This window comes from Rhodoglobus sp. (genome assembly GCF_053580035.1).
The window spans coordinates 126,702-140,750 of record NZ_JBMDVL010000001.1 but is presented as its reverse complement, the minus strand read 5'-3'; the positions used below and the strand labels follow the sequence as shown (position 1 = coordinate 140,750).

Annotated in this window: 14 protein-coding genes; 2 read left to right on the top strand and 12 right to left on the bottom strand. The window is 57.1% G+C overall.

The features are described from left to right. From ctaC to ACOH1Z_RS00680, 3 genes are all read right to left on the bottom strand, one after another. Positions 1–858 (bottom strand): aa3-type cytochrome oxidase subunit II, encoded by an 858-nt coding sequence (gene ctaC, locus ACOH1Z_RS00690; protein WP_449646587.1) that lies wholly within the window; start codon positions 856–858, stop codon positions 1–3. 137 nt (positions 859–995) lie between these two features. Then, positions 996–1,352: a HesB/IscA family protein gene (locus ACOH1Z_RS00685; protein WP_009772096.1), complete on the bottom strand. Its 357-nt coding sequence runs from the start codon at positions 1,350–1,352 to the stop codon at positions 996–998. A 9-nt stretch (positions 1,353–1,361) separates the two neighbouring features. After that, complete coding sequence (locus tag ACOH1Z_RS00680) at positions 1,362–2,780, bottom strand: dipeptidase (RefSeq protein WP_449646586.1); 1,419 nt, start codon at positions 2,778–2,780, stop codon at positions 1,362–1,364. Between the two features lie 38 nt (positions 2,781–2,818). Here ACOH1Z_RS00680 and ACOH1Z_RS00675 point away from each other — a divergent pair, with 38 nt between their 5' ends. Then, the gene (locus ACOH1Z_RS00675; RefSeq protein WP_449646585.1) at positions 2,819–3,397 is read left to right on the top strand and encodes a DUF3043 domain-containing protein; all 579 of its coding nucleotides are present in this window, start codon (positions 2,819–2,821) and stop codon (positions 3,395–3,397) included. A 45-nt stretch (positions 3,398–3,442) separates the two neighbouring features. Here the strand turns inward: ACOH1Z_RS00675 and ACOH1Z_RS00670 are convergent, their stop codons facing one another. From ACOH1Z_RS00670 to hisD, 3 genes are read right to left on the bottom strand one after another with little or no spacing between them, the layout of a single operon-like run. Then, a complete protein-coding gene (locus ACOH1Z_RS00670; protein WP_449646584.1) occupies positions 3,443–4,477 on the bottom strand; it encodes a quinone-dependent dihydroorotate dehydrogenase in 1,035 nt (344 codons plus the stop codon). 51 nt (positions 4,478–4,528) lie between these two features. Beyond that, on the bottom strand, positions 4,529–4,987 hold the full coding sequence (nrdR, locus tag ACOH1Z_RS00665; protein WP_449646583.1) for a transcriptional regulator NrdR: 459 nt from the start codon (positions 4,985–4,987) through the stop codon (positions 4,529–4,531). Between the two features lie 20 nt (positions 4,988–5,007). Then, positions 5,008–6,321 (bottom strand): histidinol dehydrogenase, encoded by a 1,314-nt coding sequence (gene hisD, locus ACOH1Z_RS00660; protein WP_449646582.1) that lies wholly within the window; start codon positions 6,319–6,321, stop codon positions 5,008–5,010. A 67-nt stretch (positions 6,322–6,388) separates the two neighbouring features. Between hisD and ACOH1Z_RS00655 the strand changes: the two genes are divergently transcribed. Beyond that, positions 6,389–6,892: a flavin reductase family protein gene (locus ACOH1Z_RS00655; protein ID WP_449646581.1), complete on the top strand. Its 504-nt coding sequence runs from the start codon at positions 6,389–6,391 to the stop codon at positions 6,890–6,892. A 44-nt stretch (positions 6,893–6,936) separates the two neighbouring features. Here the strand turns inward: ACOH1Z_RS00655 and dnaE are convergent, their stop codons facing one another. The 6 genes from dnaE to ACOH1Z_RS00625 form a co-directional block, all read right to left on the bottom strand. Further along, positions 6,937–10,455, bottom strand: coding sequence for a DNA polymerase III subunit alpha (gene dnaE, locus ACOH1Z_RS00650; protein WP_449646580.1), 3,519 nt, complete (start codon positions 10,453–10,455; stop codon positions 6,937–6,939). A gap of 67 nt (positions 10,456–10,522) precedes the next feature. Beyond that, entirely contained in the window at positions 10,523–11,443 is a 921-nt protein-coding gene (locus ACOH1Z_RS00645; protein WP_449646579.1) for an RluA family pseudouridine synthase, read from the bottom strand. Between the two features lie 163 nt (positions 11,444–11,606). After that, complete coding sequence (locus ACOH1Z_RS00640; RefSeq protein WP_449646578.1) at positions 11,607–12,398, bottom strand: DivIVA domain-containing protein; 792 nt, start codon at positions 12,396–12,398, stop codon at positions 11,607–11,609. A gap of 126 nt (positions 12,399–12,524) precedes the next feature. Next, positions 12,525–12,818, bottom strand: a complete 294-nt coding sequence (locus ACOH1Z_RS00635) for a YggT family protein (RefSeq protein ID WP_449646577.1) — start codon at positions 12,816–12,818, stop codon at positions 12,525–12,527. Positions 12,819–12,862: 44 nt separating this feature from the next. Continuing rightward, positions 12,863–13,324 carry a cell division protein SepF gene (locus ACOH1Z_RS00630; RefSeq protein WP_449646576.1) on the bottom strand — a complete coding sequence of 154 codons (462 nt, stop codon included), beginning with the start codon at positions 13,322–13,324 and terminating at the stop codon, positions 12,863–12,865. Between the two features lie 36 nt (positions 13,325–13,360). Next, on the bottom strand, positions 13,361–14,047 hold the full coding sequence (locus ACOH1Z_RS00625) for a YggS family pyridoxal phosphate-dependent enzyme (RefSeq protein ID WP_449646575.1): 687 nt from the start codon (positions 14,045–14,047) through the stop codon (positions 13,361–13,363). Positions 14,048–14,049 lie beyond the last annotated feature (2 nt).

Genomic DNA, 14,049 nt, shown 5'->3' with positions numbered 1-14,049 from the left:
CTATTCCTCGTCGCTGCTGCCGTTGCCGGGCAAGTTTTGGTTCACGTTGTAATCAAGACCGAGCTGACCTTCATAGCCCGCTTCGCGCTGGCCTTCGATGTAGTCCTTGTACTCGGCGTCAGAGACGACCTTGACGGTGAAGAGCATGAGCGAGTGATATTCGCCACAGAGCTCAGCACATTTGCCCTGATACGTACCTTCCTTAGTCGGAATGAAGTACATATAGTTGCTCTTGCCGGGGATCATGTCCTTCTTGTACAAGAAGTCGACGACCCAGAATGAGTGAATCACGTCGCGCGATTCAATCTTGATTTCAACCTTTTTATCGACAGGCAAGACCAACTGTGGCAATGAATCCACGTTGATTGTTCCATCGGGATTGAAGTCTGCTTGTACACCGGGGCTGTACACGTTGTCGTCGGTGTAGTTGAAGTCCCAAGCCCAACGCTTGCCGATTACCTCAATCGAAACATCGGGGTTTACCTCGACCTTTTCGATCTCAGCTTGGTCGCGAGCGGTGAAGGCAAAGAAGCCGATAACCAGGATCAGGGGCACGATCGTGTAGAAGATCTCGATCGGCATGTTGTAGCGCAGCTGAACAGGAAGTCCGGTCTGTCCGCGACGACGGCGGTAAACCACGGCTGCCCAAATAATGAGCCCCCAGGTAATTACACCGACAACGAGAAGAACAATCCACGAAGTTACCCACAGGCCGATAATGCTGCTCGTGTGGTTGGTGACATCTGGGCCTCCGGGCAAATAACCCTGAAGTTGATCTGGGGTACAACCGGCCAAGACCAGCATCGTAACCAGAGCGACGGGAATCGCTGCCCATCGAATTCGGCGGTTAGAGCGCACCTGTGACCTCTCGAAGAACACGGACTAATACCTTTCCAGTGTATACGGAGCCAGACCCAGTAATGATTACCGGCTCGCCCCGCGCAAGCGAAAAGGTGCACCAAATCGGCGCACCTTCTCAAAAAAATACTGCGAAATTAGTGGAAACTGTCTCCGCAAGCGCAGCTGCCCTCAGCGTTGGGGTTGTCAATAGTGAAACCCTGCTTCTGAATTGTGTCTTCAAAGTCGATGCTGGCACCGTCGAGGTAGGGGACGCTCATCTTGTCAACGACAACCTCTACGCCGTCTCCGAAGTCAACGCTCACGTCGCCGTCGAGAATGCGCTCGTCAAAGTAGAGCTGATAGATGAGTCCAGAGCATCCGCCTGGCTGAACGGCCAAACGCAAACGCAGGTCGTCGCGACCTTCTTGCGACATCAGGCTACGAACCTTGTCGGTGGCGGCCTCGGTCAGCGCGACCCCATGGGCAGCAGTTTCAACAGCGGTTTCAGTCATGACGTAATTCTACGCCCGGCGTTCCAACTTTGCGAGCAGAAGCGCCTCGGTGAGGATCGCGCGTGTGAAAACACCCAAGTGCAGCGACTCATTCGGACTGTGCGCCCTCGATTCCGGATCTTCTACGCCAGTCACCAAGATTTGAGCCTCGGGAAACACCTCTACGAGGTCGGAAATAAAGGGAATTGACCCGCCTATGCCTGTCTGGAGGGGCTCGTTGCCCCACGCCTCATGCATCGCGGCCGTTACGACGTCGACGGCCCAACCACTGGTGTCGACCAAAAATGGGCTTCCGCGATCGACATCAGAAATTTCCACGTGTGCGCCGAAAGGAGCGTGTGACTCGAGGTGGCTGCGTAGTGCGACGAACGCGTCATCCGGATCTTGCCCCGGCGCGATTCGTGCGCTCAGCTTGACAGTGACACTCGGAGTCAACGTGTTGGATGCATTCATGACCGTCGGAGCATCGATGCCAGTGATGGTGATCGACGGCTTGTTCCAGAGCCGACCGAGCACGCTTCCAGACCCCAATGATGAAACACCGTCGAGCAACCCTGCTTCGTGTCGCAGTTTCTCTTCGCTATATTCCGGCGTCTCTCCGTCGCGAGTGATCAAGCCTTCCACGGCGACCGAACCATCCTCATCGTGCAGGGTCGCAAGCAGTTTGATCGTTGCGAGCATCGCATCCGGGGCCGCTCCCCCAAACATTCCAGAGTGCGACGCATGAGCAAGCGTTGACACCGTCAATTTGAACGTGACGTTTCCGCGCAAGCCAACGGTGAGAGATGGGGTGTTGATATCCCAGTTGTCGGAGTCAGCCACCACGATGACATCGGCGGCAAGCTTGTCGCGGTTCTGGGTGATGAAATTCGCAAATGAGCGTGAGCCGAACTCTTCTTCGCCCTCAAAGAACACAACCAAGCCGAGCTCGAAGTCAGTTCCTACCGTCTCGACAAAAGCGCGTATTGCCGCAACGTGGGCCATGATTCCGGCTTTGTCATCGGCGGCGCCGCGGCCGTACAAACGATCCCCGCGCACAGTCGGCTCGAATGGGGGCGAGTCCCAATCCGCATCCTGGCCGGGGGGCTGCACGTCGTGGTGCGCGTACAAGAGAATTGTGGGCTTCCCATTTTTGGCCTTGCGGGTGGCTAGCAGCGCCGGGTGACCGAGAGTGTTTTCATCGATCGGCGCGCGCGCGAGTTCAACGCTGTCGAAGACACCGATACCGTCAATCAAGGCTTGTGCGGCCTCGGCACTGCGCTGAACTTGCGCAGAATCGAAACCGTCCCAGGACACGGAAGGAATTCGCACCAACGATGACAGCTCAGCGATCGTTGCTGGCATAGCGGCGTTAACAGCCTCAGACAGTGAATCGAATTGCGGGTCAGGAGTCATCGACGGAGTCGTCGGCTGCGGCGTGTGAGTCATACGAGTAATCTTAGATCGACACCAACGCAAGGAACCCAGTGGTAAAAGCATCTTCTTCCGAAAGCAACCCAACTCCCGAGACTCCGGCTGACCACGAAAGTGTCGCCGGAAAGGGACGCCCGACCCCCACGCGCAAAGAGCGAGAAGCGGCCAATCTGCGCCCGCTCGTCTCCGATGACCGCAAGGAAGCACGCCGCCAGGCGCGCTCGCAATTGCAGGCAGAGCGCGAACGTGCGCGTGTCGGCATGGCAAATGGTGAAGAAAAGTACCTGCCAATTCGAGACCGCGGACCTCAGAAGCGGTTCGTACGCGACTATGTTGACGCACGCTTTAGCGTTGGTGAGCTGCTGGTTCCCGCGATGTTCGTGGTCATCATCTTGACCCTCTTGCCTCAGCCGGAAGTTCAAGTTTTCGGACTATTCGCGCTGTGGGGATTCTTCATCGTGGCTGCGCTCGACGCGATCCTTCTCGGACTCCGCCTGCGCCGTAAAATCGCCGAGAAGTTCGGCGAATCGCGCGCGGAAAAAGTTCGCTGGTACGCCGCGATGCGCTCACTTCAATTGCGGATCATGCGACTGCCCAAGCCGCAGGTCAAGCGCGGACAGTTCCCGAGCTAACTGTCGAGACCATCGAGCAGGACGTCCGACACTTGTGGTCTGGCGTCACTTGGCGCGATCAGCGCGCAAGAGCGTTGTGAGCCGTCGATTGATTGTTCGCGCCCAGAACGGGCCGCGATAGATAAATCCGGTATAACCCTGAACAAGAGTTGCGCCCTCTCGCAGCCGCTCAGCGACATCCTCAGCGGTCTCAACGCCACCGACGGAGATCACACAGAACTCGGCAGGAACCACGGCGCGAATGATCCGCAACAGTTCAAGTGACCGTGCAGCGACAGGTTTACCTGACACTCCCCCAGCGCCAGCGGCCTCAACGATGTCTGGCGCTGTAGTCAGCCCCTCGCGGGAGAGCGTCGTGTTCGTCGCGATAATGCCGTCAAGCTCCTCAACCGCTAATCGCGCAATTGCTGCAGCTTCGTCATCCGTTACGTCTGGAGCAATCTTGACCAGCACCGGGGTGCGGCCGGCGGCAGACTTTACAGCGGTCAGCAACGGCTTCAGTTTGTCGATTTCTTGCAGGCCGCGGAGCCCTGGAGTGTTTGGCGAACTCACGTTGACGACCAAATAGTCGGCAAGTGGTGCCAATGAGCGCGCACTCGTGAGGTAGTCAGATACAGCGTCCTCGACGGCGACTACTCGCGATTTTCCAATGTTTATGCCGATCACCGGTCGGCCTTCTCGCTGGCGTGCGCGATCAATAACACAAGCTGCCTTAGCGGCCCCAGCATTGTTGAACCCCATGCGGTTAATCACACCGCGGTCCGCGACCAGACGAAAGAGTCGGGGTTTAGGGTTTCCTGGTTGAGGCAGAGCCGTGATCGTGCCGACCTCGACATGACTAAAGCCGAGCTGGCCCAAACCAGAGATGCCAACGCCCGACTTATCGAAGCCCGCAGCGACACCGAAGGGTGAATCAAATGTGAGCCCGAGTGTCTCTACTCGGAGAATTGGATCTGGGATGCGATGAAACAGGCGTCCGATCCCCGTAGCGGAAAGCAGCCGAATCACCGTAAAGGCGAGAGAATGGGCGAACTCAGGGTCGAGCCGTTTGAGAACGGTCCGGAAAAAGAACTCATACATAGACAGTGGTGCTCTCAGCGATAGAAGACAGTGGTCAACAACGGGGCCAAGCTAGGGTGTGGTGCCGTGGTCCAGACGCAGTTGGTTGATGGCATCATCAAAGTCGTCAAGCGAATCGAAAGCTTGGTAGACACTGGCGAAACGTAAATAGGCAACCTCATCGAGGTCTCGCAGCGGCGAAAGAATGGCTAGGCCGATTTCGTTGGCATCGATTTGGGCGGCACCGGTTGCACGAATGGACTCTTCGACCTTCTGCGCAAGAACAGCAAGGTCACCGTCAGTAACCGGTCTACCTTGGCAAGCTTTACGCACACCACTGACGATCTTTTCGCGGCTGAACGACTCGACTACACCGTTTCGCTTGATGACGTTGAGCGATGCGGTTTCGGTTGTCGAAAATCGTCGCCCGCACTCGGGGCACTGTCGACGTCGGCGAATCGAGAGGCCGTCATCGCTGGTGCGAGAATCGACAACCCTGCTATCGGGATGCCTACAAAAAGGGCAATACATAGTGTGTCAAGCGTACCTGTTTAGTGATCCGAGAAACGTGCACTCACAGCGGCACCGTGTGCCGGAAGGTCCTCTGCCGTGCTCAAAGCAACAATGTGCGGCTCGAGAGCACGCAGCGCATCATGGCTATAGCGAATAACCTGTTGCGGGCGCAGGAACGTGTAGGCGCCGAGACCCGACGAGAACCGCGACTGTCCACCGGTAGGGAGCACGTGATTCGATCCCGCCAGATAGTCTCCCAGGCTCACCGGAGACTGTGCACCCAAGAAAATGGCACCGGCGTTATCGATCATGTCGAGAACGGCGCCAGACTCTTCAGTCTGAATTTCTAAATGCTCGGGGCCATAGGCATTGCTGAGCGCAGCGGCAGAGGCCATGTCATTCACCAGAACAATCGCGGACTGCTGGCCATCGAGGGCGATACCGGCGCGCACCGAATGCGACGTTGCGGCTAGCTGCTTCGAGAGCTCGATACGTACAGCATCCGCAAGTTCTTCTGAATCGGTCACCAGAACCGCAGCGGCGAGTTCATCGTGCTCCGCTTGGCTCAATAAGTCAGCCGCGACAAGACGCGGGTTTGCTTCCGAATCAGCAATGATCAAAATTTCGGTCGGACCGGCCTCAGAGTCGATGCCGACGATGCCCCGAACCGCACGCTTTGCTGCAGCTACATAGACATTTCCTGGCCCGGTAATAATGTCTACGGGATCGAGCCCCAAATCCGGGATTCCGTAAGCGAAAGCGCCAATGGCTCCCGCGCCGCCCATTGCGTAAACTTCGTCGACGCCGAGCAAGCCTGCGGCGCCCAGGATGGTTGGATGAACCGCTCCTCCGAAAAGCCGCTGTGGAGGCGACGCCAAGGCAACGGAAGAAACACCGGCCACCTGTGCTGGCACAACATTCATGATGACGCTCGATGGGTAGACCGCTTTACCGCCAGGCACATAAAGCCCGACGCGATTTACGGGTTGCCAGCGCTGAACGATTTCAGCGCCATCCCCCAGCTCGGTCATGATTGCAGGCGGAATTTGAGCCTTGCTTGCAGTGCGAACTCGGTCAATGGCAAGTTCAAGAGCTTCACGCACGGCGGGCTCAAGCGCGCGCATCGCTCGCGTAATCTCATCCGCGTGAATTCGAATACGGTCGGGCCGCACACGATCGAGGCGTTCGGCTTGGTCAAGTAGAGCTTGCTCGCCCCGCTCCCGAACATCGTCAATGAGTTGGACAGCTGCTGCGGAGGCAACAGAAACATCCATCTGAGCACGAGGGATGACACGGGCAAGTTCGGCGCGGCTCAGAGTGGCGGCGCGAAGATCGATTGTATTCAGCGACATGGCCTCCCCATGTTAGTTCGTTCTGTGCTCGGAATTCTTTGAGGCAGATTAGGCTTGGTAAGAAGACATGGATAATTCAGCAGCAGCAGACGGAATCGACGCTTTCAAGAGCGCGTTTAGGCGCCACGCCGCAGGCGTAGCGGTGGTCACCTCAGTCGCCCCCGATGGTCACCCGGTGGGATTCACGGCGACTTCTCTCGCGTCGCTGGCGGCTGTTCCCCCGCTTGCGACATTCAATATGGCGCAGGTATCAAGTTCGTGGCCGGCCATAACGGTGGGAAACCTGGTGGCTATTCATATGCTTGGCCCACGAAGTCGCCATCTTGCCGAGCGTATGGCTGCCGACCATGACCTCCGATTTGAGGGAGATCATTGGCACGCAGATCCCAACGGATTGCCTCTTCTCGATGGTGCAACAGCGATTGCCATTGGTCGCATCGTTGATGTGCATCCAGTTCACAACAACGCAATCGTCGTTGTCGAAATCGATCACGGCATTTTGGGCGACGAAGACGAAGCCTTGTTGTACCACGAGCGCACCTACATGCGCCCCCACGCCCTCGACGACTAGAGCGGTAACTGCCGCCTAACTGCGAGAGGCCATCCGTCGCTCCCCTAGCCCAAGCAGCCAGGGCCGAGGAGCGTCTTGAGCTCACCGTAAAGATCGGCAGAGACCTTCACCCGGTAGGGCACTTCAAAGATTCGCCCAACATCGCCGCGAACCAGTCGCAATCGCACTTCGACATCGCCGGCGTGACGAATGAGTACATCGCCGAGTCCGGCGACCACATCGGTGGTTGCACGCTGTTCATTGATCGACACGACGATAGGTCCAGATCCCAAGCTGGGTCCGAGCTCCGGCGAGAACATACTCACCGCGTGCAAATTCATTCCATCGTCTCGGGCACTGGCGCGCCCCCGGACGACAACAATGGAGTCGTTGACGAGACCTGGTGCAAACTCCTGATAGGTCTTGCCCAAGAACATAACGCTGATTTCGCCACCAAAGTCTTCGACAGTGACAATCCCGTACTGGTTTCCGCTATTGCGCGCTACACGGTGCTGCACGCTAGTGACCAGTCCTGCGATCGAGACGTGCTCGCCGTCGGCAACCACGTCACCCGAGAGGACCTCTGTGATGGTGGCATCTTGGTGCTTCGCAAGCTGCAGCTCAAGGCCAGAGAGCGGATGATCGGAAACGTAGAGACCCAACATCTCGCGCTCGAAAGCCAACTTGTCTCGCTTCGACCACTCTGGTCGCTCGGGCACACCATCGTCTTCCTCATTGAAGTCAAAGATTCCGCCGAAAAGATCGACTTGACCGTTGGCTTCGTTCCGCTTGAGGCTCACGGCTGAATCGCACGCGTCTTCATGAATTTCGAGGAGTCCACGACGGGTTGCTCCGAGAGAGTCGAATGCACCCGATTTGATCAGAGATTCGACGGTGCGCTTGTTAGCGACCTGAATGGAAACCTTGCGCAAATAGTCATGGAATGACTCGAAACGGCCCTTTTCGGTGCGTGCGCGAACAATCTGTTCGACTACTGCGGCACCGACGTTTCGCACAGCACCGAGACCGAAACGGATGTCTCCGGCAACGGCAGTGAAGTTCACCGTCGACTCATTCACATCCGGAGCGAGAACTTTAATTCCCATGCGACGACATTCACTCAGATACATCCCGAGTTTGTCTTTCGAGTCGCCAACGCTCGTGAGCAACGCCGCCATGTACTCCGCAGGATAATTTGCTTTGAGGTAGGCGGTCCAATAGCTGAGCACGCCATAGCCGGCACTGTGCGCCTTGTTGAAGGCGTAGTCGGCGAATGGCATGAGCGTTTCCCAGAGCACCTTGACGGCCTCTTTACTGAAACCGTTCTCGAGCATGCCAGATTCGAACCCGATGAACTGTTTGTCGAGTTCCTCTTTCTTCTTCTTGCCCATCGCGCGACGCAAAACGTCGGCTTGGCCAAGCGTGAAGCCAGCAACCTTTTGAGCAACCGACATCACTTGCTCTTGGTAAACGATCAACCCGAAAGTGGTGCCAAGGATTTCTTTTAGCGGCTCTTCGAGTTCGGGGTGGATCGCATCAATCTCTTCCAAGCCGTTCTTGCGCAACGCGTACTTGGTGTGAGAGTTCATGCCCATGGGGCCCGGCCGATACAAAGCGATAACAGCCGAAATGTCTTCGAAGTTCGTAGGTTTGAGCTGCTTGAGGAGCGCACGCATTGGCCCGCCATCCAACTGGAACACGCCAAGTGTGTCGCCGCGCGCAAGCAAGTCGTAGGTCTTCTGGTCGGCATCCAGATCAAGATCTTCGATAACGAGCGGCGAACCGGTATTTGCCCGGATCATCGTGAGCGCGTCTTCGATAACCGTGAGGTTTCGCAGTCCGAGGAAGTCCATCTTGATGAGCCCGAGGCTCTCCAAGGGCGGCTGATCGAACTGGGTGATGATTGCGCCATCGTCTTCACGGCGCATGATGGGAAGCACATCGAGCAAGGGCTCGGCCGAGAGCACGACTCCGGCAGCGTGCACGCCCCACTGGCGTTTCAATCCCTCGAGTCCGACAGCTGTTTCGAACACTTTTGCTGCTTCGGCGTCAGTGTCGACGATTCCGCGGATATCTGCGGCCTCTTTGTACCGTGCCGCATCTTTATTGCGCACGTCATGAAGTGAGATGTCCTTGCCCATGATCGCTGGCGGCATTGCCTTGGTCAGCTTTTCGCCGACCGAATACGGCATGCCGAGCACGCGCGCAGAGTCCTTCAGCGCTTGCTTAGCCTTAATCGTGCCGTAGGTGACGATTTGGGCGACTCGATCGTCACCATATTTGTCGGTGACATAGCGGATAACTTCACCACGTCGCCGATCATCGAAGTCGACGTCCACATCGGGCATTGATACACGTTCTGGGTTCAAAAACCGCTCGAAGATGAGCCCGTGTGCGAGTGGATCTAACTCGGTAATTCCAACGGCATACGATGCCATGGAGCCAGCAGCCGATCCACGACCTGGGCCTACTCGAATGCCCTGAGCTTTCGCCCATTCGATGAAGTCGGCGACCACGAGGAAGTAACCGGGGAAGCCCATCTGCTGAATAACATCAACTTCGTACTTAGCCTGAGCCAGGTGCGCGTCAGATGGCGCATTATTGAAGCGCTTATTCATTCCCTTGGCGACTTCTTTTTCGAACCAGGTCGCTTCGGTCTCCCCCTCGGGAACAGGGAATCGTGGCATGAGATCGCGACCCTCAAAGTTGACTTCGCAACGCTCGGCGATCAGAAGAGTGTTGTCGCACGCCTCGGGATGCTCACGAAAGAGTGAACGCATTTCCGCTGCCGATTTGAGATAGAACTCGTTGGAATCAAACTTGAATCGGTTGGGGTCATCGAGAGTGGATGCTGACTGCACGCACAGCAGCGCCGCGTGCGCGGTGGCATCGTGCGCGTGCGTGTAGTGCAGGTCGTTGGTGGCAAGAAGCGGCATGTCGAGCTCTTTGGCAAGCTTGATGAGATCGAGTATCGTGCGACGCTCGATATCGATTCCGTGATCCATGATTTCGGCGAAGAAGTTTTCTTTGCCGAAGATGTCTTGGAATTCCGCAGCAGCTTGCCGTGCCTCGTCATAGAGACCAAGGCGGAGCTTGGTCTGCACTTCTCCACCGACGCAACCGGTGGTCGCGATGATGCCCTTGGAGTACTGACTGAGTAGCTCACGATCCATGCGGGGTTTGAAGTAAAAACCCTCGATCGACGCCTTCGAAGACATGCGGAAGAGGTTGTGCATCCCCTCGTTGTTTTGAGAAAGCAACGTCATGTGGGTATACGCACCGCTACCACCGACGTCATCCCGAGTCTGGTGGCTACCGCCCCAACGCACTCGAGTTTTGTCGCCGCGAGCCGTTCCTGGCGTTATGTAGGCCTCGGTACCGATGATCGGCTTGATGCCGCGGGCAGTCGCAGACTGCCAGAAATCGTAGGCACCAAACATGTTGCCATGGTCGGTGATCGCAATCGCCGGCATGCCCTGTTCAACAGCAGCATCAAGGAGGGGGCCCACGCGCGCAGCACCATCGAGCATCGAATACTCGCTGTGAACGTGCAAGTGCACAAACGAGTCGTTATTAGCAGCCACAGACACTCCGAATTCTTTCGAAATCCAGCCTAAGCCAGCACCCCAAACAGACTCTAACTGACGCGCCCTAGTCGGCCCGAAGCACCTCAAGTGCAGCCTGAAGGTCGGCCGGATATGGCGACTCAAACAAGACTTGTTCACCGGTTGCCGGATGCGCGAAACCTAGTTTGTGGGCATGTAACCATTGGCGGTTAAGGCCGAGTCTCGCCGAGATAGTCGGGTCTGCTCCATACATGCTGTCACCAACACATGGATGACGCTGAGCCGCCATGTGTACCCGGATCTGATGGGTGCGCCCGGTTTCCAGGTGCACCTCGACTAGCGCTGCCGAGGGAAAAGCTTCAAGAGTTTCATAGTGGGTTATGGAGTCTTTTCCTCCAGCCACAACGGCAAACTTCCAGCTTGACCCCGGATGACGGCCGATCGGAGCATCGATTGTGCCCGATAGAGGGTCAGGATGTCCTTGAACGATCGAGTGATACACCTTGGTCACTTCGCGATCGTGGAACGCGCGCTTCAGTTCGGTGTACGCGAGCTCTGATTTTGCCACAACCATGAGTCCGCTTGTTCCCGCGTCGAGGCGGTGCACGACGCCGGCGCGTTCTGCTGCACCAGAGGTCGAAATCCGGTAGCCAGCACCGGCAAGCGCACCGAGTACCGTCACACCGTCCCACCCGATTGATGGGTGGGCCGCAATGCCTGCAGGCTTATCTACGACCACGATGTGATCATCGTCGTAGACGATGCTCATCGTGTCGAGAATGACGGGCACGATCTGCGGCTCGGTCTTAGAGACCCAGGAGATTTCGATCCAGGCGCCAGCGGAGAGTCGATCCGACTTTCCCACTTCAACCCCATCAATCGTTACTCCGCCCGATGCGGCAACTTCTGCGGCAAAGGTACGTGAGAAACCAAGGAGCTTGGCTAGGGCTGCGTCGACGCGCTGCCCCGCAAGACCTTCAGGAACCGGCATACTACGGGTTTCCACTACTGCTCCTTGATTTCTTACTGATCTTTATTGATTTCTTGCTGATCTTTATTTCGGATGCTGCACTGCAGTCAGTTTTTCGACACGAGCGCAAACATAGCAAAAGCCGCCAACAGCGGCGGAGCCGAAGCTCTCACCGACTGTTGACGGCTTGTGCGAAAAACTAGCTGCCGGAGAATCCGGTGAAGCTTGCCGGAGGCTGCTGTGCCGACTGGGGCGCAGCGAAGTCTTCGGGTGAGAGGTGACCTGCTGGCTGGGCAACTGGAGCGGCGTCCTGTTGAGCAGAGTCCTGAGCCGGGGCCCCTGCGGAGACGAGACTTGCAGAATCGAGTTCGTGGAGCTGGTCCTCGATGTAGCTCTTCAACTTCTCGCGGTATTCGCGCTCGAAGTTTTGGAGCGACTCGATACGGCTCTCAATTGCTTGACGCTCCTGATCGAGCGAACCAACGATAGCTTCACGCTCCTTTTCGAGGGAGCCGATCTGCTCACGCTGTTTGGCTTCTGCGTCGGCAACGATTTCCGCAGCGGATGCTTTACCTTCTGCGATGAGAGCATCGCGCTTGGCGATACCGTCACGAACGTGCTCTTCGTGCAAACGACGTGCGAGTTGAAGCAAGTTGTTTGTGCTGCTGGCGTCGTCGAGAGCAGATGTGGCTGGCTCTGGGGCCAACGCAGCAGGTTCTGCAACCGATGGAGCGCTTTCTATCGCTGCGGGTGAAGCGGCAGCAACAGGTGCTGGCACAGCAGGAGCACTGCCCGCCGCCTGCTGAAGCTCACTTGAACGGGACTCGGCAGCGGTCAAACGCTGGCGGAGTTCGTCGTTCTCTTGATTAAGTCGGCGCAACTCAACGACAACTTCGTCGAGAAAATCATCGACGTCATCTTGGTCGTATCCCTCTCGGAATTTTGTTGATTCAAACCGCTTGTTGACTACGTCTTCTGGAGTCAAAGCCATTGCCGCCACCTCTAAAACTTTCTTTCAACGTATACACAACGTTCAACGTTCGCGTCACATCGTAATGACGAAACCTGATTAGTTGCCGCATGCTCTCCGATAAGAGTACATCGGCACTTGCTAGATCTAAAAGCCCCGCAAAATGGAGGTCAGAATAATGCACGCCAGCATCACGAGCATCCATGACAGATCGAGCGCTCCATTGCCGATGCGAATCATCGGTACGACCTTGCGAACAGCCTTGATCGGAGGATCGGTAATGGTGAACACAAACTCGGAAAGAACGAGGCCGACTCCGCTTGGACGCCACCCTCGCGCAAACACCACGACGAGATCGAGAATGAACCGAGCCCACATCGCAAGCATAAAAAGATTAATGGCGTAGATAGCCACCGTGGCAACAATAGAAACCGGATTCACCCTTCTAGGTTACCGGTCGAAATTGTTGCTGCTGCGCAGAGTGTCTACTGAGCGAAGAATGAGGCGTCGACGTCTGACTCGACCTCGGCCTGCTCGCCGCTGACCGCAACGTGTGCTGGCGAGAGGAGGAAGACCTTGCTCGTTACTCGCTCGATTTTGCCGTAGAGACCCTGTGAGAGTCCGCTAGCGAAGTCAACCAGGCGGCGGGCATCCGGCTCACTCATTTGCGACAGGTTGATGATGACCGGGATGCCTTCGCGGAAGTTCTCAGCGATGAGCTGTGCATCCTTGTACTGGCGCGGGTGCACCGTCAAAATCTCGTTCATCTCTGCCTCCGCAGTGCTGGGCGCAGCGCGACGCAACGGGGTAACCGGCGCGCGGTTAGAGCTCGTTGGGGCTGGTGCTGCCGCAACAGGGGCAACCGGCGCGGCTGGTCCCTGCTCGTACTCGTAGTCTTCATCGGCGAGGCCGAGGTAGACCATTGTCTTGCGCAGTGGGTTGGCCATGATAATCCTCCGAATGGTGAAGCTTCTGCTTCGAGATTAACCATGGTCGGGTCGTTTTCCCGTGATTGCCGTGCCAATACGTAGGTGTGTCGCGCCCTCGGAGATTGCTTCTTCAAAATCGCCTGACATTCCCATCGAGAGCGCTCGAGCGGTTGGGTGCTGAGCCCCCAGGCGCTCCGAGAGTGCCCTCAGGGCGGCGAATGCTGGCCTCGGGTCTGCGTCAAGCGGGGCAACCCCCATGAGGCCTCTCAGCTCGATTCCCGCGGCATTTGCCACGCGATCGACGAAACCATCGAGTTCACTGGGAATCACTCCACCGCGGCCCGGATCGTCAGTGAGATTCACTTGCACGAAGACGTCGAGGGGGACGACCGCATCTTCGCTGGCGAGTGCCGTGATGAGGGAATCGCGATCGACAGAATGAATCGCCTGACAGTAGGCGCGAACTTGACGCGCCTTCTTGCTCTGCAACTGGCCGACGAAGCTCCAGCGTGCGTCAAGGTCAGCGAGCTCGGCCACCTTGGGCTGCGCCTCCTGGTGCCGGCTCTCTCCGAAATCGCGAACCCCAAGTGCATGCAACTCTCGCACCATACTCGCGGGATGAAACTTGGTGATGACGATTCGCGTAATCGACGAGAGATCGCGTGATGCAGCGTGTGCGGCATCCGCGATCCGCTCGTCGATTTCTGCGAGTCGAGTGGCTAACGGTGTTTGGTCAGCCATCG